Annotated in this window: 20 protein-coding genes and 1 tRNA gene; 12 read left to right on the forward strand and 9 right to left on the reverse strand. The window is 40.3% G+C overall.

Translation table 11 applies throughout. The annotated features are described in order from the left end of the window. The first annotated feature begins 34 nt into the window (after nt 1-34). From rpe to R3X26_RS07495, 8 genes are all read left to right on the forward strand, one after another. Entirely contained in the window at nt 35-709 is a 675-nt protein-coding gene (gene rpe, locus R3X26_RS07460) for a ribulose-phosphate 3-epimerase (protein ID WP_317716590.1), read from the forward strand. An 82-nt stretch (nt 710-791) separates the two neighbouring features. After that, on the forward strand, nt 792-1,469 hold the full coding sequence (locus R3X26_RS07465; protein ID WP_317716591.1) for a phosphoglycolate phosphatase: 678 nt from the start codon (nt 792-794) through the stop codon (nt 1,467-1,469). Nucleotides 1,470-1,558: 89 nt separating this feature from the next. Then, nucleotides 1,559-2,563, forward strand: a complete 1,005-nt coding sequence (gene trpS, locus R3X26_RS07470) for a tryptophan--tRNA ligase (protein ID WP_317716592.1) — start codon at nt 1,559-1,561, stop codon at nt 2,561-2,563. Between the two features lie 145 nt (nt 2,564-2,708). After that, nucleotides 2,709-3,287: an aminodeoxychorismate/anthranilate synthase component II gene (locus tag R3X26_RS07475; RefSeq protein WP_317716593.1), complete on the forward strand. Its 579-nt coding sequence runs from the start codon at nt 2,709-2,711 to the stop codon at nt 3,285-3,287. Nucleotides 3,288-3,758: 471 nt separating this feature from the next. After that, nucleotides 3,759-4,970 (forward strand): aspartate aminotransferase family protein, encoded by a 1,212-nt coding sequence (locus R3X26_RS07480; RefSeq protein ID WP_317716594.1) that lies wholly within the window; start codon nt 3,759-3,761, stop codon nt 4,968-4,970. Nucleotides 4,971-5,016: 46 nt separating this feature from the next. Next, nucleotides 5,017-6,036, forward strand: a complete 1,020-nt coding sequence (gene astA / locus R3X26_RS07485; protein ID WP_317716595.1) for an arginine N-succinyltransferase — start codon at nt 5,017-5,019, stop codon at nt 6,034-6,036. A 97-nt stretch (nt 6,037-6,133) separates the two neighbouring features. Then, nucleotides 6,134-7,606, forward strand: coding sequence for a succinylglutamate-semialdehyde dehydrogenase (astD, locus tag R3X26_RS07490; protein WP_317716596.1), 1,473 nt, complete (start codon nt 6,134-6,136; stop codon nt 7,604-7,606). Nucleotides 7,607-7,679: 73 nt separating this feature from the next. After that, nucleotides 7,680-8,474, forward strand: coding sequence for a DUF1338 domain-containing protein (locus R3X26_RS07495; protein WP_317716597.1), 795 nt, complete (start codon nt 7,680-7,682; stop codon nt 8,472-8,474). 117 nt (nt 8,475-8,591) lie between these two features. Here R3X26_RS07495 and epmB read toward each other — a convergent pair whose 3' ends face one another. Next, complete coding sequence (gene epmB, locus R3X26_RS07500) at nt 8,592-9,632, reverse strand: EF-P beta-lysylation protein EpmB (RefSeq protein ID WP_317716598.1); 1,041 nt, start codon at nt 9,630-9,632, stop codon at nt 8,592-8,594. 35 nt (nt 9,633-9,667) lie between these two features. Between epmB and efp the strand changes: the two genes are divergently transcribed. Continuing rightward, entirely contained in the window at nt 9,668-10,234 is a 567-nt protein-coding gene (gene efp, locus R3X26_RS07505) for an elongation factor P (protein ID WP_317716599.1), read from the forward strand. Between the two features lie 124 nt (nt 10,235-10,358). Here efp and frdD read toward each other — a convergent pair whose 3' ends face one another. Genes frdD through frdA form a run of 4 tightly spaced genes read right to left on the reverse strand, consistent with a single transcriptional unit; the run spans nt 10,359 to nt 13,671 of the window. After that, complete coding sequence (frdD, locus tag R3X26_RS07510; RefSeq protein ID WP_317716600.1) at nt 10,359-10,721, reverse strand: fumarate reductase subunit FrdD; 363 nt, start codon at nt 10,719-10,721, stop codon at nt 10,359-10,361. A 10-nt stretch (nt 10,722-10,731) separates the two neighbouring features. After that, complete coding sequence (gene frdC, locus R3X26_RS07515; RefSeq protein WP_317716601.1) at nt 10,732-11,115, reverse strand: fumarate reductase subunit FrdC; 384 nt, start codon at nt 11,113-11,115, stop codon at nt 10,732-10,734. 4 nt (nt 11,116-11,119) lie between these two features. Then, a complete protein-coding gene (locus R3X26_RS07520) occupies nt 11,120-11,860 on the reverse strand; it encodes a succinate dehydrogenase/fumarate reductase iron-sulfur subunit (RefSeq protein ID WP_317716602.1) in 741 nt (246 codons plus the stop codon). Beyond that, nucleotides 11,860-13,671: a fumarate reductase (quinol) flavoprotein subunit gene (gene frdA, locus R3X26_RS07525; protein ID WP_317716603.1), complete on the reverse strand. Its 1,812-nt coding sequence runs from the start codon at nt 13,669-13,671 to the stop codon at nt 11,860-11,862. The genes R3X26_RS07520 and frdA overlap by 1 nt, the downstream gene beginning before the upstream one ends. 270 nt (nt 13,672-13,941) lie before the next feature. Here frdA and epmA point away from each other — a divergent pair, with 270 nt between their 5' ends. Beyond that, complete coding sequence (epmA, locus tag R3X26_RS07530) at nt 13,942-14,916, forward strand: elongation factor P--(R)-beta-lysine ligase (protein ID WP_317716604.1); 975 nt, start codon at nt 13,942-13,944, stop codon at nt 14,914-14,916. Nucleotides 14,917-14,940: 24 nt separating this feature from the next. Here the strand turns inward: epmA and R3X26_RS07535 are convergent, their stop codons facing one another. The 4 genes from R3X26_RS07535 to rsgA all read right to left on the reverse strand — a co-directional run bounded on the left by R3X26_RS07535 (nt 14,941) and on the right by rsgA (nt 20,045). Beyond that, nucleotides 14,941-15,828: a DMT family transporter gene (locus tag R3X26_RS07535; RefSeq protein WP_317716605.1), complete on the reverse strand. Its 888-nt coding sequence runs from the start codon at nt 15,826-15,828 to the stop codon at nt 14,941-14,943. Between the two features lie 101 nt (nt 15,829-15,929). Further along, nucleotides 15,930-17,348 carry an SLC13 family permease gene (locus R3X26_RS07540; RefSeq protein WP_317716613.1) on the reverse strand — a complete coding sequence of 473 codons (1,419 nt, stop codon included), beginning with the start codon at nt 17,346-17,348 and terminating at the stop codon, nt 15,930-15,932. Between the two features lie 527 nt (nt 17,349-17,875). Next, nucleotides 17,876-18,754: an archaetidylserine decarboxylase gene (asd, locus tag R3X26_RS07545; protein WP_317716606.1), complete on the reverse strand. Its 879-nt coding sequence runs from the start codon at nt 18,752-18,754 to the stop codon at nt 17,876-17,878. A gap of 241 nt (nt 18,755-18,995) precedes the next feature. Then, nucleotides 18,996-20,045, reverse strand: coding sequence for a small ribosomal subunit biogenesis GTPase RsgA (rsgA, locus tag R3X26_RS07550; protein WP_317716607.1), 1,050 nt, complete (start codon nt 20,043-20,045; stop codon nt 18,996-18,998). Between the two features lie 85 nt (nt 20,046-20,130). Between rsgA and orn the strand changes: the two genes are divergently transcribed. Then, complete coding sequence (orn, locus tag R3X26_RS07555; protein ID WP_317716608.1) at nt 20,131-20,676, forward strand: oligoribonuclease; 546 nt, start codon at nt 20,131-20,133, stop codon at nt 20,674-20,676. A gap of 119 nt (nt 20,677-20,795) precedes the next feature. Further along, nucleotides 20,796-20,871: transfer RNA gene (locus R3X26_RS07560), tRNA-Gly, on the forward strand. The last annotated feature ends 112 nt before the right edge of the window (nt 20,872-20,983 follow it).

Consider the following 20,983-nt stretch of genomic DNA (forward strand, 5'->3'; position numbering starts at 1 on the left):
CACATTTCACCCGATTCTATTTAAGAGACCTAGTATGAAAGACTTTCTCATTGCGCCGTCCATTTTATCTGCCGATTTTGCCCGCTTAGGAGAAGACGTAGAACGTGTTCTTGCTGCTGGTGCTGATGTGGTTCACTTTGATGTGATGGACAACCATTTTGTACCAAACCTCACTTTTGGAGCCCCAATTTGTAAAGCTTTGCGTGACTATGGTATTACCGCACCGATTGATGTGCATTTGATGGTTAAGCCTGTTGATAGAATTATTCCTGATTTTGCTGAAGCGGGTGCAACCATGATTACCATTCATGCTGAAGCTTCAGACCATTTAGACAGAAGTATTCAATTGATAAAAGAATGCGGATGCCAAGCCGGAATAGTCTTTAACCCTGCCACACCATTAAGCTACCTTGACTATTTAATTGATAAAGTTGATATGATTTTGCTTATGTCGGTTAATCCGGGGTTTGGTGGTCAGTCATTTATTCCTAGTTCTTTAGATAAACTACAACATATTCGTCAACGAATTGATGCTTCGGGCCGAGATATTCGTTTAGAGATCGATGGCGGTGTAAAAGTAGATAATATTGCTGAAATAGCCCAAGCAGGTGCGGATATGTTTGTCGCTGGCTCCGCTATTTTTAATCAACCAGACTATAAAGCTGTGATTGATCAAATGCGCACCGAGTTAGCCAAAGTAACTCGTTAGACCTTTAGCCAGAGCATAGGATAAAACTTATCCTTGTTGACGACGAATAGATAGAATTAATAATTTTGTGACGGAGAACAAAATGTCATTTGAGAAAGTAAAATTCATAGCCTTTGATTTAGATGGAACGTTATTGGACAGTGTTCCTGATTTGGCGTGGGCTGTGGATCAAACTGTACAAGCTTTAGGGCATTCGCCTATTGCCGAAGTTGAAGTAAGAGATTGGGTTGGCAATGGTGCAGATGTGCTTATCGCACGAGGTTTAAGTCGAAACATTCATGTGGATGAAAGCCTAAGCTCAACTGATATTAAAACTGCGCGTAAGATGTTTGATGAATTTTATGCGGCAAGTGGTCATAAATTAAGTCACTTATATCCAACCGTTGTTGATACGTTAAAACAATTACAGCAACGAGGGTATGTTATGGCGTTAGTGACCAATAAACCCTCTAAGTTTGTTCCTGAAATTCTGCAGCAGCATAAATTAAGTCATTTTTTTAGCGATACAATTGGTGGTGAAGATTTTCCAAAGCGAAAACCTGATCCGATTGCTCTTAATTGGTTACTTGAAAAGCACGGTTTTTCTGCGGAGCAAATGTTGATGGTAGGGGATTCAAAAAATGATATTTTGGCAGCAAAGAACGCAGGCTGTCTTTCATTTGGTTTAACCTATGGTTACAATCATGGCGAGTCAATATCAGATTCGAACCCAGATTTTGTCGCAGACCAACTCTCTGAATTACTAGATATTTTGTCTTAGAGTGTAAACTCGACCAATAAGTATCATTTAGCGGCAAGTCTTTAAATTATTAGCTACATAAATATTAAGTAAGTGAAGGAAATCATAAAATGAGCAAACCTATCGTATTAAGTGGTGTTCAACCATCAGGTGAACTAAGTATTGGTAATTACTTAGGTGCTCTACGTCAGTGGCAACAGATGCAAGACGATTATGATTGCCAGTATTGTGTTGTTGATCTGCATGCGATTACGGTACGTCAAGAAGCAAAGAAACTTTACGAAGCAACATTAGATGCATTATCAATTTGTCTTGCGGTTGGCGTGACGCCAGAAAAAAGTACTTTGTTTGTGCAATCACATGTGCCTGAACATGCGCAACTTGGATGGGTTTTAAACTGTTATACCCAAATGGGCGAATTGAATCGTATGACTCAATTTAAAGATAAATCTAAGCGTTACGCTAATGATATTAATGTTGGTTTGTACGACTATCCGGTATTAATGGCTGCCGATATTTTGATTTATCAAGCCGAGCAAGTTCCGGTGGGCAGCGATCAAATGCAACATTTAGAGTTAGCGCGTGATATTGCCACTCGATTTAATAACCTATATGGCGAAACGTTTGTAGTCCCAAAAGCTTATATCCCAGAAGTTGGTGCTCGGGTTATGAGCTTGCAAGACGCAACTAAAAAAATGTCTAAATCGGATGATAATCGTAAGAATGTTATTACTCTTTTAGAAGATCCAAAATCGATCACCAAAAAGATTAAAAGTGCAGTAACCGACCCAGAAGATCCCCCTCGTGTTATTTACGATATAAAGAATAAGCCAGGTATTGCTAACTTGATGGGCTTGATGTCTGCGGCAACGGGAAAAACCTACTCAGAAATTGAAGCGGATTACCAAGGCAAAATGTATGGTCATTTAAAAGGTGATGTTGCGGAAGCGGTGGTCGCTATGCTTGAACCGGTACAAGCGGAATATAAGCGTATTAGAAATGATAGAGCGTATTTAGATTCAGTGATGAAGATGGGAGCAGAAAAAGCATCTGAACGTGCCGCAGTTACATTGAAAAAAGTTTATGAAGCAGTAGGTTTTGTTACTCGTCCTTAGTGACAGACTATTGAAGCGAAGATGACGATAAATCCACCTTGTTGAAGGTGGATTTTTTAGTTGTGTCATTTGTCAGTTTTTTCTTGCCTTTCTTATTCTCTATAGCACAATGTCGCGTTAGCCAAACAGCATTTTATCGAGCCTTATGTTACTTATTATTGATAACTATGATTCCTTTACTTATAACTTATACCAGTATTTCTGCGAATTGGGTGTAGAGGTAAAGGTGATTAGGAATGATGATATTGATATTCAAGGAATTAAAGCACTAAATCCCAGCCATTTGGTTATTTCTCCCGGCCCTTGCACACCGAACGAAGCAGGCATTTCATTATCGGCTATAAAATATTTTGCCGGTAAACTGCCTATATTTGGCGTTTGTTTAGGGCATCAAGCTATTGCGCAAGCGTTTGGTGGTGACATTATTCGAGCCGAAAAAGTGATGCATGGTAAAACCTCCAAGATTCAACATAATGGCAAAAGTGTTTTTGCTGGTGTTAATAACCCGCTTACTGTAACGCGTTACCATTCATTGATCGTTAAACAGGCTTCATTACCTAAAGCGTTTGAATTGACGGCTTGGACAGAGAAACAAAATGGTCTAATGAATGAAATTATGGGCTTTCAGCATAAAACCTTGCCTATTGATGCGGTTCAATTTCACCCTGAATCGATAAAAACTGAACAAGGTCATCAGCTTCTCGCTAATTTTCTGAGTCGTTAAATGTTTTAATGATACAGAGTGCCTAACAGTTAACTCCCCGTTCCCTGATCAGTTTAGTTTTGCCAGTAATTTATTTGCTACTTTGTTTAGGTTCTTTATTTGTTAAGTTGTTATCTTCCAAACAAGCACGTTTAAATTTTGTCCCTTGCATACTTTATCTATTATTGAATAAAGCGAATGACAGCTTTAATTAAAGATTGCTTTTCATCACGTTTTTTTTCTCTAGAATGGTTTATTCAAACGTCACAAATATAAACTCGATGAATTTGCTGTATTTAGTCATTTTTTCAGTAAAACTTTTTGAATTATTTTTAAATACAGCGACTAACTCATGAGTAAATGGTCAATAATGGGACTCTTTCGCGAATAAATAAATTACATCGTAATGCCGTGTGAAAGTAGGACAAATAATCGATTGGTTGATATTCAACTAAATATATCCAATTGATTTCGATATGGAGAATGAAGGCAATGGATAATAAAGTCGACCGTCAGCTATTTGATGAAGTCATGGTACCTTGTTACAACCCAATGGATATGATCCCGGTAAAAGGTCAAGGTGCTCGAGTATGGGATCAGCAAGGCAATGAATATATTGATTTTGCTGGTGGTATTGCGGTGAGTTGCTTAGGTCACTGTCACCCTGTGATGGTAAAAGCGATTACTGAGCAAGCCAATAAACTTTGGCATTTAAGTAATGTGATGACCAATGAGCCTGCGTTGCGCTTAGCCAAAAAACTTACTCAACTTTCATTTGCCGATAAAGTCTTTTTCGCCAATTCTGGTGCAGAAGCAAATGAAGCCGCGTTAAAACTGGCTCGTCGTGTTGCGGCTGATAAATATGGTGAAGAAAAATCAGAAATTATTGCCTTTAAACAAGGGTTTCATGGTCGAACTTTCTTCACGGTTACTGTTGGCGGACAATCTACTTATTCTGATGGATTTGGACCTAAGCCGGGCAATGTCACTCACCTAGATTACAACGATTTAGAGGCGTTTAAAGCGCAAATATCCGACAAAACTTGTGCCGTTATGATGGAACCTTTGCAAGGTGAAGGCGGAATTGTACTTCCAAGTAACGAATTTGCTCAAGCAGTGCGGGAATTGTGTAATAAACACAATGCTCTGTTGATTTTCGATGAAGTACAAACAGGTAATGGCCGTACCGGAACTTTTTATGCTTATGAAGGATTAGGTGTGACGCCTGATATTTTGAGTACAGCCAAATCACTTGGTGGCGGTATTCCAATTGGTGCCATGTTGACGACTGATGAGTTTGCGCCTCATTTAAAAGTTGGTACCCATGGTTCGACTTATGGTGGTAATCCATTAGCGTGTGCTGTGGCAGAAGCGGTGGTTGACTTAATCAGCCAACCGGAAACATTAGCGGGAGTAAAAGAACGCGAGATAATGTTCCGCGATGGTTTACAGGCTATAAACCAAAAATACCCTATTTTTACCGAAATTCGTGGTAAAGGATTATTACTTGGCGCAGCGCTAAACGAAGAATGGCAAGGTCGCGCTCGAGACGTTTTAGTTGCAGCAGGTAAAGAAGGCTTAATGCTTTTGGTTGCTGGTGCCAATGTTGTTCGTTTTGCTCCTTCTCTTGTTATCGATAAGAAAGATATTGAGCAAGGCTTAGTGAAGTTAGAGAAAGCCATCGCCTCGTTGGTAAACGATTAATCCTAAATGGGACTTTAGGATCCATAACCTGCAAGGAGTACAGCAAATGTTGGTTGTTAGGCCTATACAAAAAACAGATTATGATGCTTTGCGCGTATGCGCAGAAGAATCCGGGCATGGTTTTACTTCCTTGCCTGTAAACGAAGAATTGTTAACCAATAGGATTAACCATTCCGTTGAAAGTTTTAATAAACCTAACGTCACCAAAGCGGGAGACGAAGGCTACTTGATGGTCGGTTTCGATTCTGAAACTGGCGAGATAGGTGGTACCACGGGAATAGAAGCCGCTATTGGTTGGGATGTGCCTTTTTATACTTATCACATAAGTAAAGTCGTGCATTCATCCGCTAAGCTAGGGGTAAACAATGTGGTAAAACTGCTCACTTTTGGAAACAACTACACCGGTTGCTCTGAAGTGTGTACCCTGTTTTTGAGACCAACATTTCGCGGTGGCCTTAATGGACGGTTAATGTCTAAATGCCGTTTTTTAATGATGGCCGAGCATCCACAGCGATTCGCTAAAACAGTTTTTGCCGAAATGCGAGGGGTATCTGATCAACACGGAAACTCTCCTTTTTGGCAGTGGCTACAAGAACACTTTTTTTCTATTGATTTCACCTTAGCTGATTATTTAACCGGCATAGGCAAAAAAGGTTTCATTGCCGATTTAATGCCGAAACTCCCTATTTATGTCAATCTACTAAGTAAAGAGGCTCAAGCTGTTATTGGGCAAGTTCATGACAATACAGTGCCGGCATTAAAATTACTCGAAAAAGAAGGATTTGTCTGTCGAGATTATGTCGATATTTTTGATGCGGGCCCAACAGTAGAGTGTGATTTAAATAATATTGCCTCGGTTAGAGACTCCTTCAAAGCCAAAGTGGAAATCAGCGATCATGCCAGTTCTCAAAGCTATTTGATGATCAATACTTGTTTTGATAACTTTCGTGCTACCGCAGCTAAAGCAGCCTATGATCAAGAAACAGGTCGGGTCTTATTATCGCTAGAGGTTGCTACGGCATTAAACGTTCAAAATGGTGATTATGTTCGCCTACTCGCTCAATAACTCTTTGATTAGTCGGCTGCTAGCTTGTTATTAGTTAGCTGATAATAGCGACTGCCAATGAGCAAAATACACAACCGTACCTAGTAAGGAATAAACAATGGAGCAGGATTTCACGGTTCAATGGATAGATGGCCAATGGATAAAGGGTCAAGGTGTTGCGATGGAATCGACTTCACCGTATAACGGCAACGTAATATGGCAAGGTAATAGTGCAACGTCAACTCAAGTTGAGCAAGCCGTAAAAGCAGCTCGTGGTGCTTTAATTGAATGGAAAAAGCGTAGTTTTGCCGAAAGAGAAGCCGTATTGCTTGCGTTTGCTGAAGAAGTAAAAGCAAACAGTGAAGGTATTGCTCGAATTATTGCTGAAGAAACCGGAAAACCTCTTTGGGAAACACGTACTGAAGCGGCTGCTGTAGCAGGAAAAATTGCGATTTCTATTCGAGCTTATCATGATCGAACTGGGGAAACGCACCGCGAAGTGGGTGATAACCAAGTGGTGCTTCGTCATAAACCACTCGGTGTTATGGCTATATTTGGTCCTTATAACTTTCCTGCTCATTTGCCTAATGGGCATATGGTTCCGGCACTTCTGGCTGGTAACACAGTGGTTTATAAACCATCTGAACAGACACCAGCAACGGCCGAATTTATCATGAAATTATGGCATAAAGTCGGTTTGCCTGCTGGCGTGATTAACTTAGTACAAGGCGGCAAAGATACCGGAATCGCTTTGGCTGAATCAAAGGGTATTGACGGTTTATTATTTACTGGTAGTGCCAATACGGGCAATTTGCTGCATCGTCAATTTGCTGGTCAACCCGGTAAAATGTTGGCTCTAGAAATGGGAGGAAATAACCCCATGGTTATTTCTGAACAATATGGCGAACTTAATGCCACGGTATACACGATTATTCAGTCGGCGTTTATAAGTGCCGGTCAGCGTTGTACTTGTGCACGACGTCTTTATGTTCCTATAGGTGACAAAGGCGATCTGTTAATTGAACAATTGACCACCGCTATTAAGCATATTGTTATGGATGAACCATTTGCTGATCCTCAACCATTTATGGGGCCGCAAATATCAATAGCTGCCGCAGAGTTTATTATCAATGCGCAAACAAAACTATTGGAATTGGGTGCTTGCTCGATAGTAGAAGCAAAGCAGACAAAAGCTGCATTTGTTTCGCCTGGATTAATTGATGTGACCGCGGTTGCGTCACTACCAGATGAAGAGTATTTCGGACCGCTGTTACAAGTTATTCGTTATCAAGATTTTTCTCACGCGATAGAGTTAGCCAACGATACCCGCTTTGGTTTATCGGCTGGGCTCATTTCAACCGATGATAATGAGTGGCAATATTTTGTCGACCATATTCGTGCCGGAATAGTTAATCGTAATCGTCAGTTAACGGGCGCTAGTGGTGATGCACCATTTGGTGGGCCGGGAGCCTCTGGGAACTTACGACCAAGTGCTTATTATGCGGCTGATTATTGTGCTTATCCTATGGCGTCAATGGAAGGGAGCGAAACGTTGCTTCCCGCCACATTGAACCCGGGAATAACGTTGTAAAAAGCGAATAACACTCGATCGGTTGTTTACCTAACGGCAACTATCTAGAGTTTAAGTTAACTAAGGAGCGAGCATGTCACTAGATGGCTTATTTCAAAATTTATGGAATGACTATATAGAACGTCTTTGTCCATCGGCAAAAAAAGTTCATGATTTACTCGAAGAAAATGAGGCGCTAATTAACGATCACATTGCTTTGAGAACATTCTCTTTATCAACGTGTGGCATTGCTTCTCTGGCTAAACCGTTTTTAGCACTTGGCTATAAAGAATGTGGTGATTATCTTTTCGAAAAAAAACACCTCACTGCTAAGCACTATGAGCACCCTGATCGAACTAAACCGAAAGTATTTATCAGTCAGCTAGAAGTCGATTTGTGTTCGCCTTTAGTGCAAAAAATAGTCAAAAAAATGATTGCTCAAATTGATAAAGAAAAATTAACCCACGCTAATTTTCTTTATGGCGGAAGGTTATGGGATTGCAGTTATCAAGAGTATCAACAGCTTTTAAAAGAGAGTGAATATGCAGCTTGGTTAGCGGCTCATGGTTACGGAGCGAATCACTTTACCGTTAGTGTTAATCAATTGGCTGAATTTGATAACGTGAAGTCAGTGAATGATCATTTAAGAGTAAATGGTTTTGCTATTAATGAGGCGGGTGGTGAAGTAAAAGGTTCAGCGAAAGTCTTATTAGAACAATCATCGACGATGGCGGATAAAGTATCGGTTCAATTTTCTGATGGCGTAGAGACAATTCCGGGTGGGTTTTATGAATTTGCTCTAAGATATCCGATGAATAATGGTGAATTATATCAAGGGTTTGTTGCCGCTTCAGCGGATAAAATCTTTGAAAGTACTAATGAGTCATAACTTAGTTTATCAATTTCCTCGCTCTTACGCTGTGAAAAATCCCGTATGGCTAAGCGATAAAATAGATCTGGCAATAAGTGGGACTGATGATTATATTCAGCCCCACTTATTGTTCGTTTACTCTAGCCCTAAATCTAATGGGGTTTTACTTGGCCTGCCGCCTATTTCTCTGGTCAGTTTAGGAACGAGGTAGCCCGAAACTCGAGTCATCACCTCAGCCATTATCTTTTTAGCTTCTTGATCACTAATGTAAAAATGGGCGGCGCCTTGAACTTTGTCTAATACATGCAGATAGTAAGGTTGCACACCAGCATCAAATAATGCTTCATTTAAATCCACTTGTGCATTGGCGTTGTCATTAATTCCTTTTAGCAAAACAGCTTGATTAAGTAAATGAACACCCGCTAATTTTAGCTTATGCAACGCCCTTGTGAGCTTATCATCTATTTCATTGGCGTGATTGATATGAGAAACAAATACAACCTGTAGCCTGGTTTTATGTAAGGTTGCGCATAGATTGTCTGTGACTCTCGATGGGATAACTACCGGTAGACGAGAATGAATTCTCAAACGCTTAATGTGATTTATTTGGCTAAGTTTTTCGATCAGCCACTCTAATTCCTGATCTTTTGCCATTAATGGATCACCGCCAGATAGAATCACTTCATTGAGCTCGGTATGTTGGCTGATGTAGTCGATATTTTGCTGCCAAACGACCTTGCTACCCTTATTTTCATTGTATGGAAAGTGACGCCTAAAACAGTAGCGACAGTTGATAGCACAACCTCCTTTAAGGATAAGAAGTGCTCTATTTTTGTATTTATGTAAAAGGCTTGGTTGTGGATTATCTTGTTCTTGCAACGGATCGCTTGAGTAACCTGGATGAATATCTAGTTCAGCATTTAGTGGTAAAACTTGCAAAAGCAATGGATCGTTAATATTACCTTTTTCCATTTTATTGATGAAATCGATAGGAACACGTTGAGAAAATTGCTTCTTTGCCAAGAAATTTATCTGGCCAGTTTTATCTTTTGGCCAGTCAGATTGCGGAATTTGTAGTATTTTTAATAGGGTTTCAGGATCGGAGATCGCATTCGTTAATGCATTGAGCCAGTTTTGCTCAACAGAGACAGGTTTTCGGGGTATGATATGCGACATTAAAATTTAACTCGAAGAAAATTTAAGAGGACAAAATGGCTACAGTTAGCACTAATGAATTTAAAGGCGGTCTTAAGTTTATGCTTGATAACGAGCCTTGCGTAATTCTTGACAATGAATACGTAAAGCCGGGTAAAGGCCAAGCATTTAACCGCGTAAAGCTGCGCAAACTACTTTCTGGTAAAGTGCTAGAGAAAACATTTAAGTCTGGTGAAAGCTTTGAACAAGCAGACGTAATGGATATCGATCTAGATTATCTTTACTCAGATGGCGAATTCTATCACTTTATGAATGCAGAAACATTCGAACAAATTGCTGCTGATGTTAAAGCAGTTGGTGATAGTGCGAAGTGGTTAGTTGAAAACAACTCCTGCATGATTACGCTGTGGAATGATAATCCTATTTCAGTAACACCGCCAAACTTTGTTGAACTAGAGGTTACTGATACCGATCCAGGGCTGAAAGGCGATACGGCAGGTACAGGTGGTAAACCCGCAACCCTTTCTACTGGTGCTGTGGTTCGTGTTCCTCTGTTTATCCAAATTGGTGAAGTAATTAAAGTGGATACTCGTTCCGCTGAATACGTTGGTCGTGTTAAGTAATAATGAATTAACGTTGCTAATCATGATGAAAGCCCGTACTTGTACGGGCTTTTTTAATGGGGTTTTGCTTAATGTGTTAACTCGACAAATAATAGTCGTTAGTTGGCTATTATTTGAGATAAAGTTAAATCATATAGATAAAAATAACACTGAGCGCTGAAATTAAACCAGCAACAAAGTAACAAGCAATTTTACCTACCACACCAGTATGCAGTTTTAGATCGTGCATACCATGATGAAGTCTGTGCATTGCGTGCCACATTGGTAACGCTAGGCTGGCAATAACAAAAAGAGCACCAATAAAGCTGGTAGAAAAATCGGCTACTCTTTCATAACTCATCGCTTCCGCATCGATAACTCCGAGTGGAACAAGAATACCGAGTACCAAAATAGTGATGGGAGTAATCATGGCAAACCATGTTCCTCCAGCACCGAATAATCCCCACCATACGGGCTCGTCTGAACGTTTTGGATGTTTATTAACCACAATGAGCTCCTTACACAATGATGAGTATAATTAATGATATAGCGGCTACTGCAGCCCACTGACCAAGAACTAAAATCTTGCTGTCAACAAGTTTGCCTTTCAAGCGTATCGGCATAACTTGAGGAAACATATTAAAGAAGGTATGCGCGTGGAAAAGGCTTCCTGCGAGTGAGACGATATTAATCGCTACAACGACAGGATTTGCCATAAATTCTAACCAAGCCTCCCAAGATTCAGCCCCTTTTACTAAACTCGCTAAGCCACAAGTTAAGCATAACGTGAAGAATATTAGTGGCAGTACTGTCGCTTCACGTAACATGTACATGCGATAGAAGTTACTTTTTTGCCACCATGTCGCTTTCATTTCGCGAACATAAGGTTTACGGTTACTCATCCCTTTAGCCCTCCTGAGGTTTTAGCATAGCAATCACAAAGTCTTTAGAAGACTCAACTTTACCTTGGTTTACGGCTGCTGCAGGATCAACGCTTTTTGGGCAAACTTCAGAACAAAAACCAACGAATGTACAGCCCCATACTCCATTTTCTCCGTTAAGCAATTCCATGCGTTCAGCTTTGCCGTTGTCGCGACTGTCTAAGTTATAACGATGAGCAAGTGTGATGGCTGCTGGACCAAGAAACTCTGGATTCAAGCCAAACTGAGGACAAGCTGCATAACAGAGACCACAGTTAATACAAGCAGCAAACTGTTTGTATTTTGCCATTTGTTCCGGAGTTTGGTTGTTTGGGCCATCCTCAGGTTTACGATCATTACCTAGTATGTAAGGTTTAAGCGCTTCAAGACGTTCGATAAACGGTGTCATATCTACGATTAAATCTTTTTCGATTGGGAAATTAGCCAATGGTTCGATAAGTAAGCCGTTTGGATAATCACGCAAGAAGGTTTTACAGGCGAGCTTCGGATAGTTATTAACCATCATGCCACAAGAACCACAAATAGCCATGCGACAAGACCAACGATAAGAAAGATCTTTATCTAAGTTATCTTTAATATAGCCAAGTGCGTCTAATACCGACATTGTGTCATCAAACGGAACTTCGAACGTTTGCTTATACGGTTCCGCGTCTTTTTCTGGGTCATAACGCAGAATATCGACTTTTTGAATTCTAGTACCAGTCATTATTTCTGCTCCTCTGCTGCTTTAGCATCAGCGACTTCTTGCGCTGCGGCTTCTTCTGCTGCCGCACCATATAGGCGAGCTTTCGGTTGAGATTTAGTGATGGTTACGTCACTATATTTGATGATTGGTTCTTCACCATTGTTGTACAGTGCCAATGAGTGTTTCAGGTAGTTATCATCATCACGTTCTGTACAACCTTCATCGAGGCGTTGATGCGCACCACGAGATTCACGACGAAGAATGGCTGAGTGTGCCATTGTTTCTGCGACTTCTAATCCGTAACCGATTTCGATGGCATAAAGAAGATCAGTGTTAAATACTTTACCTTTATCTTTGATACTGATTTTTTTATAACGTTCTTTCAATTCTGCCAGTTTGGCTATAGTTTGTTGCAGCAGATCTTCACGGCGATAGATACCACAGCCAGCTTCCATTGAATGACCCATTTCAGTACGAATATCTGACCAACTTTCGTCACCTTCTTGGTTCATTAATGCTTGAATGCGATCTTCGACAGCTTTGACTTGCTTATCGATGGATTGATCATTCCAACCTTTGAAAGTTTCAGCATGTTTTACGGCACTTTCACCTGCCACTCGACCAAATACAACAAACTCGGCTAGGGAGTTGGAACCTAATCGATTCGCTCCATGCAACCCAGAAGAGGCACATTCACCAACGGCAAATAATCCTTTTATCTTAGTTTCACAATGTGGATCGGTTTCGATACCGCCCATGGTGTAGTGTACAGTTGGTCTGATTGGAATAGGCTCTTTGGCTGGATCGACGTTTACGTATGCTTTGGATAATTCACAAATAAACGGTAGGCGCTCTTGAAGATATTCTTCGCCCAAATGTCTTAAATCAAGATGCACGACATCACCGAGTGGGTGATCAATGGTATTACCTTTCTGTTGCTCATGCCAGAATGCTTGAGACACTTTATCTCGTGGGCCTAATTCCATGTATTTGTTTTTAGGTTCACCAACCGGCGTTTCCGGTCCCATTCCATAATCTTGCAGGTAGCGATAGCCGTTTTTATTCACGATGATACCACCTTCACCACGGCAACCTTCGGTCATTAGAATGCCAGTTCCAGGTAAGCCGGTTGGATGGTATTGAACAAATTCCATATCACGCAATGGAACACCGTGACGATACGCGAGAGCCATACCATCACCCGTGACAATGCCACCATTGGTATTGGTATTGTAAACACGTCCAGCGCCTCCAGTTGCAAGTACAACTGATTTCGCTTTAATTGTGACGAGCTCTCCTTCCGACATATGAATTGCGATTAAACCTTGAATTTCGTCGTCTTCCACTAGAAGGTCAACAACAAAGTATTCATCAAAACGCTTGATTTGGCTGTACTTCATTGAGGTTTGGAAAAGAGTGTGCAACATATGAAAGCCAGTTTTATCTGCGGCAAACCAAGTGCGCTCAACTTTCATTCCACCAAAACGGCGAACGTTTACTTCACCGTTTTCTTTACGGCTCCATGGGCAACCCCATTGCTCCATTTGGATCATTTCTTTGGTTGAGTTTTCAACAAAGTATTCAACAACATTTTGCTCACACAACCAATCACCGCCGCCAACTGTATCGTTGAAGTGGTTATCGAGAGAATCTTCATCTTTGATTACAGCAGCCGACCCTCCTTCTGCTGCTACAGTATGTGAACGCATCGGGTAGACTTTTGATATCAGAGCTACTTCTAGCTCTGGATTGGCTTCAGCCGCCGCTATTGCAGTACGAAGACCAGCGCCGCCGGCGCCGATCACTGCGATATCTGTGGTAATTATTTGCACAGTTATCCTCCAGTGTGTATTCGCAAAGTTATAGAGGGTGGACTAGAGAAAGCACATCCTGTAAACGATGCGTGTTTAGTTTTAAATTATTTTCTGCCTGTTAGGCAGTGTACGGCAGACGTGTTATGAAAAAATTGATATTGAAGGTTATTTACCGTACAAAGATATTGGAAAGCATAGCATTTATTGAATGTGTGACATGGATCACTTAGATGAATTTTATGTGTTTTATTTTCAATACACACCAATGGGTTACATCGGTTTAAAAATATGAACAATAATAATTGGCAACCAAATGCCAGCATAGAATTACTGACTTTAAGAGCAAAGCTAATCAGCCAAATTCGACATTTTTTTTCGGAAAGAAAGGTAATGGAAGTAGATACACCTGCAATCAGCCATGCGACGGTGACCGATATTCATTTGCATACCTTTAAGACCCATTTTATTGGACCTGATTATGCAAAAGGGCAATCTTTATATCTAATGACGAGTCCAGAATTTCATATGAAAAGATTACTCGCAGCTGGAAGTGGTTCAATATATCAGATTTGTAAATCGTTCCGTAATGAAGAGAATGGTCGCTATCATAATCCAGAATTTACTATGCTTGAGTGGTACCAAGTAGGATTTGACCATCATGATTTGATGGATGAAATGGATGAGCTTTTGCAACTGATCTTACAATCGGGATCGGGGCAAAGAATGACTTACCAACACGCTTTTTTAAGTGTACTGAATGTATGTCCATTAGAAGCACCGATGAGTGAATTAAAGAAGGTTGCCGCAACCTTGGGGTTAAGTGATATCGCTGAGCCTGAAACTGATAGAGATACTTTATTGCAACTATTATTTAGTGTCGGTATCGAGCCTAAAATTGGTATAGAAGCCCCTGCGTTCGTTTATGATTTTCCTGCATCTCAGGCGGCTTTAGCTAAAATTAACCCTGAGGATCCGAGAGTCGCACAACGATTTGAGGTGTACTTTAAAGGGATAGAGCTAGCAAATGGCTTTCATGAATTAGATGATGCGCAAGAACAACTGGCTCGATTTGTAGCGGATAACCAAAAGCGGGCTAGCCTAGGTTTAGAAGCCCAACCTATTGATTATCATCTTATTGATGCGTTAAAAGCTGGGCTGCCTGCTTGTGCAGGTGTTGCTATGGGGATTGATCGGTTAATCATGCTCGCTGTTGGTGTCGAGCATATTGATCATGTCACAGCGTTTTCATTTTCTAGAGCATAATGATTCGACAAAACGAGTATTGTATTAACTGACCAATATTCCGGTTCCGACTACAGCGATGAGTGCACCTATCCAAGCATACCGATTGGGTCTTTGTTTTAGGTACAGCCAAAGAATAGGCAAAATCATTATCGGTGTGGTGGAAGAGAGTAGAGCAACCATGCCGACATTCCCTTCTCTTAGAGCGTAGAGAATGAGGGTCATTCCTACCGCCATGGCTAAAAAGCCATTCAATGCAGTGATGGAAAATATGGTTAAGTTTATCGCTTTTATCGGTTTGGCTATTTTAGAACCTGTTGCCCTAAATAGTAGATGAGCAATAAAAGCGGTAATCATCCTGATAGCTGACGCTGCGATAGGATCGATGTTGGTTTGCATGACGGGTTTTGCGATTATGCCGCCTAAAGCTTGACAAAGCGCCGCTAACAGCCCAAGTGATAAGCCTAACCAGAGGTTGCCTTTAATCGCTTCCCAATCATGCTGACCTTGTTTTTTCTTGCCGAAGAATATAGCCGTTAAAACGCCACTAAAAACTAAACTAGAGCCGAAAAATTCAAGGCTAGTCATTGTTTCGCTAAATAAGAAATAACCAAGAATGGTTGAGAAGACCGCATGACAAGCAAATAATAATCCGGCTTGTCTTGGTCCCATCCTATTCATACAAGCAAATAAAGCAGTATCACCAATAAATATTCCAATTAATCCAGATAAAGCCATCGGTGTAATATGTTCAATAGATACACTTGGCCAGCCACCAGAAATAAACGCCATGACCGTTAAAATAGCTGCGGTACAGCCCATTCTCCAGCGACTGTAAGCAAAAGCACCAAGATGCCGAGCTGGAGTGACGGAAATAACACTGGAAATCGCCCACAAAAATGCGGCAGCTAGGGCTAGCCACTCATAAGACATAATTAGTTTCTATAGGTTAATCGGAATGGGCGTAACTATGCCGTAAAAAAAGCCAGTAGGGAAGATATACTGGCTTGATTTCATATAGTTTATTTACTTGCTTAGGTAATAACTAAGGTGGCTGCATAAACAATAAGTAACCCTATAATGCCCATAATAAGCCCCATCTTCGCCATATCTTTACTTTCGATGAGACCAGTTGAATAGGCCAAGGAGTTAGGAGGAGTCGAGACAGGTAATATCATCCCGAGCGAAGCAGAGAAAGCGACCACAACCAATAATCCTTGCATGCCTCCTATGGACGATAAGCTTTCCATCGATGCCCCTATGGCTGCTGCGATCGGCATTAATAAGTTAGCCGTTGCTGTATTCGACATAAAGTTGGCCATTAACCAGCAAACAATCGAGAGTGTAATGACCACGGCAACAGGAGATAATACGCTATAATCGATAGCGTGCGCTAACGCCACCGCAAGTCCCGTTTTATCTAAACCAATACCAATCGCAATACCACCAGCAACAAGCCAGAGTACGTCCCAGTTAATCTGTTTTAGTTCCTCTTTACCCATGATTCCTGTCAAGGTAAACACCGCCAATGGAATAATGGAAACGACATAAGTATTCATGCCATGTACTTTGGTGGTCATCCACAATAAAATGGTGATAGCAAATGTGGCATAAACGACTATTGCACGCCAACTTTTTTGAAATTCTCCGTCTAATTTCAATGTCATGTTTTTTTGAGAAGAAGGAAACAGTTTTTGTAGTAGAAACCAAGCCAAAGTTAGCTGAACGATAACAAACGGCAGACCCATCATCATCCAAGAAAGGAAATCAATACTGTTTTCTCCTGTTAAGTATTGCAGAGCAATAGCATTGGGTGGTGTACCTATTGGTGTGGCAATACCTCCTGTATTAGCAGCAATAGGGATGCACAGTACCAACGCTTTTATACCTAAATCACCTGTGGTCGCAGACGCAACAATGGGACCAAGTAAGGCTAGCATCATAACTGTGGTTGCAGTGTTAGACATGAACATTGAAAAAACCGCAGTAATTAACATCAAACCCAACATAATAAATCGCGGTTCGTTTCCAAATGGTTTTAATAGAACTCTAGCCAAGTTGTTATCAAGTTCGTATTTCGAGGCGGCTATCGCAAGAGCAAATCCACCCATAAAAAGGATAATAATAGGTGAGGAAAAAGCACTGAATATATCGGTATATTTCATTAATTCCCCAAGCTCGTGCCCCGCGGGTGGTTGCCGAAATAGATGGAGGCCTTTATCGGAGATCATCACCAATTCTAAAGCGATAATTAATATCGAGGTGGCAAAAACAGGGACAGGTTCTAAAACCCAAAGTAAAGCCGCTAATAAAAATATGGCGAGTAGTCGGTGTTGGATAAGCGTTAAATCATCAATAGGAATTAAATCTATTGGTAGCATCAAGACAAGCAATGGGATAACGAAGCAAATAAACAGTTTGATAATAATTCCAATATTAATATTTTTCTTCATCATTTGGCGTGCAACCTCATCTGTTAATCTATCGTGTTATACCCGTTATCCTGAAACTGTTTTTTATTGATGGCATAGTCTTATTTATCGCTTCAATACAACTTCAATGATGTTAGATATAAGTGTCTCTGCTGATACGTCTTTCGCTTATATTTATTCTCTTCTCATATGTATCGTTAACTAAAAATTTTATTGCTTAGAGATATCGTTACCTAGAGATCTAATGGCCTAGAGTACTCGTTTTTAGGTGATGAAATCAGCTAAAGTAAAAAGATTTAAAAATGACTATAAGCGAGTATAAAGTAAGCGGTTTTTGCTTACTAAGATCGGCTTGGAATTTTGGAGATGAAGTTATTTTTTTCGTAGCAGAATTGTTTTTAGTCAAGTTATGAAGACATTGACACAGTAAGAGATATGTCCTTATAGAAATAACTCTTACTGTGCACGTTATCTAAGTGGCTATTTATTTTTAGATATTTTTAATAGTTACAACGCTTTGTTTTATTTATGTTGTTTAGGGCTATTATTTAAAGCGACTGGTTATTGATAGTCGCGTATGGGGTGCCTAATTTGGTACTGGTGCCATTGGCCATACTTGAATCAAATTCGATGGCATCTTTCGTAAATAAATTAATAACAGTTGAGCCAAGTTTAAAACGCCCCATCTCTTGACCTTTCTTTAACTGTATACAGCTTGTTCCTTCGGCTGGGTAATCCCATTGGTAAACGGTATTGCCTCTCGGTGGCGTTACGTTACCTGCCCAAATTAGCTCGATGCTACCGACAATGGTGGCACCAACCAGTATTTGTGCCATTGGCCCAAATTCAGTATCAAAAATGCAAACAACACGTTCGTTTCTAGCAAATAGGTTGGGGATATTTTCTGCGGTTAAAGGGTTCACTGAATAGAGATCACCAGGTACATAAATCATTCTGCGCAAGACACCATCACAAGGCATATGCACTCGATGATAATCACTTGGCGATAAATAAAGAGTTGCAAAACTACCATCAACAAACTCTTGGTAAAGTTCTGGATCACCTCCGAGTAACTCTTGGGCCGAGTAGTCATGGTTCTTCGCTTGAATAAGCTGCCCATTATTAATTGGACCAAACTGGCTGACACAAGCATCAGCTGGATGCGTAATTACCGTTGAATCTTCAGTAATGTAACGAGCATCTTCTTTTAGTTCGCGTACAAAAAACTCGTTAAATGTCTTAAAATAACTAGGATCGGAGTGTAATGCTTCGGCCATATTTATATTGTATTGCTTGATGAAAATTTTGATTAAGGCTGTGGTTACACTACCGAGTTGTGCTGACGCTAGCTTGCCTACTAAGCGAGTGACGGCGTGTTTTGGTGCCCATAATTGAAAGTAAATTTTGATTTTGTTTGATAAAGTCATATCTAATTTAAAACTCGTTGTTTAGGCCATAGCCACCGATTGAAACATGAATAACTATCGAAGTTTAAGTTAGTCTAGTTAAGATGCAAATAGTTAACATTAATGCCCATCTTTTTTATTGATGGAAATAGTTACCCTAATGTTATTCGTTATATTTAGTACCCATGTCTAAGTATTGTTACTTTTCTAGCTCCAATGTTTTTTCTTTTTAGAACTATTGGTATTTTAGCACGCTCTGTTTTTAGAGTTTTTTGTTTCTTGAAAACTGACGATTCGCTTTATTTTCGCCCATGCTTTCTAGAATTCGGTGATAACTGCTAAAGCGTTCATGGCTAATTTCTCCTGATTCGACCGCTTTCTTTAGGATGCAACCTGGATCATCAAGGTGTTTACAATCTCTAAATTTACAGCCACCTAAATGAGGTCGAAACTCAACAAATGCTTCGGTGACTTCGTCTGGGTTTAAATGCCATAAACCAAATTCCCTTATGCCAGGAGAGTCGATAAGATCGCCTCCAGTGGTGATATGGTAAAGACGTGCAGCCGTGGTAGTGTGTTGGCCTAAGCCTGAAGTGGACGATACCGCACCTTCTTCAATATCAACTTCGGGCATTAATGCATTGACTAAACTGGATTTACCTACACCAGATTGACCAACAAATACGTTGATTCGATCAGTTAGTTCCGCTTCAAAGGCTTCAATACCTACGCCTGTTTCTTTACTAACAAATAACACTTTGTAGCCAATTTTTTCATAAATTTTAAGTTGTGTTCGATACTCTTTTATCTGCTGATCAGTCAATAGATCGATCTTATTTAAAACGATAATTGGTGCAATTTTCAGAGTTTCAGAAGCAATTAGGTACCTATCTATAATATTGAGTGATAATTCAGGTAGCACAGAAGAGACAATAACCATTTGATCAACATTTGCTGCGACTGGTTTAAGACCATCATAATAATCAGGACGAGTTAAAACCGATGTCCTAGGTTCAACCGCTTCCACCACGCCAGAAATACCCGCCATGGATTCTAATCCAGCACGCCAAATCACTTTATCTCCAGAAACCAAACTTTCTATTCCTCGGCGTAAGTTACATCTATGGATAGTTTTGTTTTCTAGATCTTCTACATCCGCGTGTTGACCAAAGCGAGTGATTACTAGACCTGTTTTGGTACCGCCCAGCATTTCTTCATCCCATTGGACAGAATCTTCCTTTTTTAGTCGCTTACTTTGGTTGGAACGAACGCGTCGAACCTGACCTTTAGTTAGTTTTTTCTTCTTTGCCACGTTTACCTTTAGCTCATTTGAGCTTTATCACTATCAATTGGACGAGTATGATACCTCTTTTACAGGCAAAATAGGCAATTCATCTATGTCATTCAGTGAGCAAAACTTAATTTGGGTCGATCTTGAAATGACGGGCTTAGACCCGGAGCAACACAAGATCATTGAAATCGCAACCATTGTTACCGATAGCGAGTTAAATATTTTAGCTGAAGGTCCTGTATTTGCCATCCACCAATCTGATGTTGAATTAGATAAAATGGACGATTGGTGCACCAATACCCACACTCATAGTGGCTTAGTCGCTCGAGTTAAATCGAGTCAGATAGATGAAGATGAGGCAATAAAGCAGACTATTGCTTTCTTAGAGCAATGGGTTCCAAAAGGAAAATCACCTATTTGTGGTAATAGTATTGGTCAAGATAGACGTTTTTTATATAAACACATGCCGCTCTTAGAAGAGTATTTCCATTATAGATATGTTGATGTGAGCACATTAAAAGAGCTAACTCGCCGTTGGAAACCAGAGGTATTAGATGGATTTGAGAAAACCGGTAGTCATTTAGCTTTGGACGATATTAGAGAGTCGATTGCTGAGCTGAAGTATTATAGAAGCACTATCTTTTCGATTTGATGAATTGGTTTATTTTTCACCGATTAGACGGAAAATTAAATTTTTTTGTAATAAGGACTTGCATCACAAAAAAATGCTCTTATAATTCGCAGCCCTGAACAACGAAAGACGTACAGATTGCGACACTAGCTCAGTTGGTAGAGCGCAACCTTGCCAAGGTTGAGGTCACGAGTTCGAACCTCGTGTGTCGCTCCAGTTTTTCAAAGCTAATTTTTAAAGCAGCTTGTTTCAGGCAAAGTTCTCACGGTACTTAACGGTGACAGTTATTAATACATAGTCTCTGTTTTCAAACAGACTCATATTATTG

This window comes from Vibrio sp. TH_r3 (assembly GCF_033101115.1).
GTDB lineage: Bacteria > Pseudomonadota > Gammaproteobacteria > Enterobacterales > Vibrionaceae > Vibrio.

Coding starts and splice junctions, on each gene's coding strand:
- rpe (WP_317716590.1), top strand. CDS start 35: ATGAAAGACTTTCTCATTGCGCCGTCCATTTTATCTGCCGATTTTGCC.
- R3X26_RS07465 (WP_317716591.1), top strand. CDS start 792: ATGTCATTTGAGAAAGTAAAATTCATAGCCTTTGATTTAGATGGAACG.
- trpS (WP_317716592.1), top strand. CDS start 1,559: ATGAGCAAACCTATCGTATTAAGTGGTGTTCAACCATCAGGTGAACTA.
- R3X26_RS07475 (WP_317716593.1), top strand. CDS start 2,709: ATGTTACTTATTATTGATAACTATGATTCCTTTACTTATAACTTATAC.
- R3X26_RS07480 (WP_317716594.1), top strand. CDS start 3,759: ATGGATAATAAAGTCGACCGTCAGCTATTTGATGAAGTCATGGTACCT.
- astA (WP_317716595.1), top strand. CDS start 5,017: ATGTTGGTTGTTAGGCCTATACAAAAAACAGATTATGATGCTTTGCGC.
- astD (WP_317716596.1), top strand. CDS start 6,134: ATGGAGCAGGATTTCACGGTTCAATGGATAGATGGCCAATGGATAAAG.
- R3X26_RS07495 (WP_317716597.1), top strand. CDS start 7,680: ATGTCACTAGATGGCTTATTTCAAAATTTATGGAATGACTATATAGAA.
- epmB (WP_317716598.1), bottom strand. CDS start 9,632: ATGTCGCATATCATACCCCGAAAACCTGTCTCTGTTGAGCAAAACTGG.
- efp (WP_317716599.1), top strand. CDS start 9,668: ATGGCTACAGTTAGCACTAATGAATTTAAAGGCGGTCTTAAGTTTATG.
- frdC (WP_317716601.1), bottom strand. CDS start 11,115: ATGAGTAACCGTAAACCTTATGTTCGCGAAATGAAAGCGACATGGTGG.
- R3X26_RS07520 (WP_317716602.1), bottom strand. CDS start 11,860: ATGACTGGTACTAGAATTCAAAAAGTCGATATTCTGCGTTATGACCCA.
- epmA (WP_317716604.1), top strand. CDS start 13,942: ATGAACAATAATAATTGGCAACCAAATGCCAGCATAGAATTACTGACT.
- R3X26_RS07535 (WP_317716605.1), bottom strand. CDS start 15,828: ATGTCTTATGAGTGGCTAGCCCTAGCTGCCGCATTTTTGTGGGCGATT.
- R3X26_RS07540 (WP_317716613.1), bottom strand. CDS start 17,348: ATGAAGAAAAATATTAATATTGGAATTATTATCAAACTGTTTATTTGC.
- asd (WP_317716606.1), bottom strand. CDS start 18,754: ATGACTTTATCAAACAAAATCAAAATTTACTTTCAATTATGGGCACCA.
- orn (WP_317716608.1), top strand. CDS start 20,131: ATGTCATTCAGTGAGCAAAACTTAATTTGGGTCGATCTTGAAATGACG.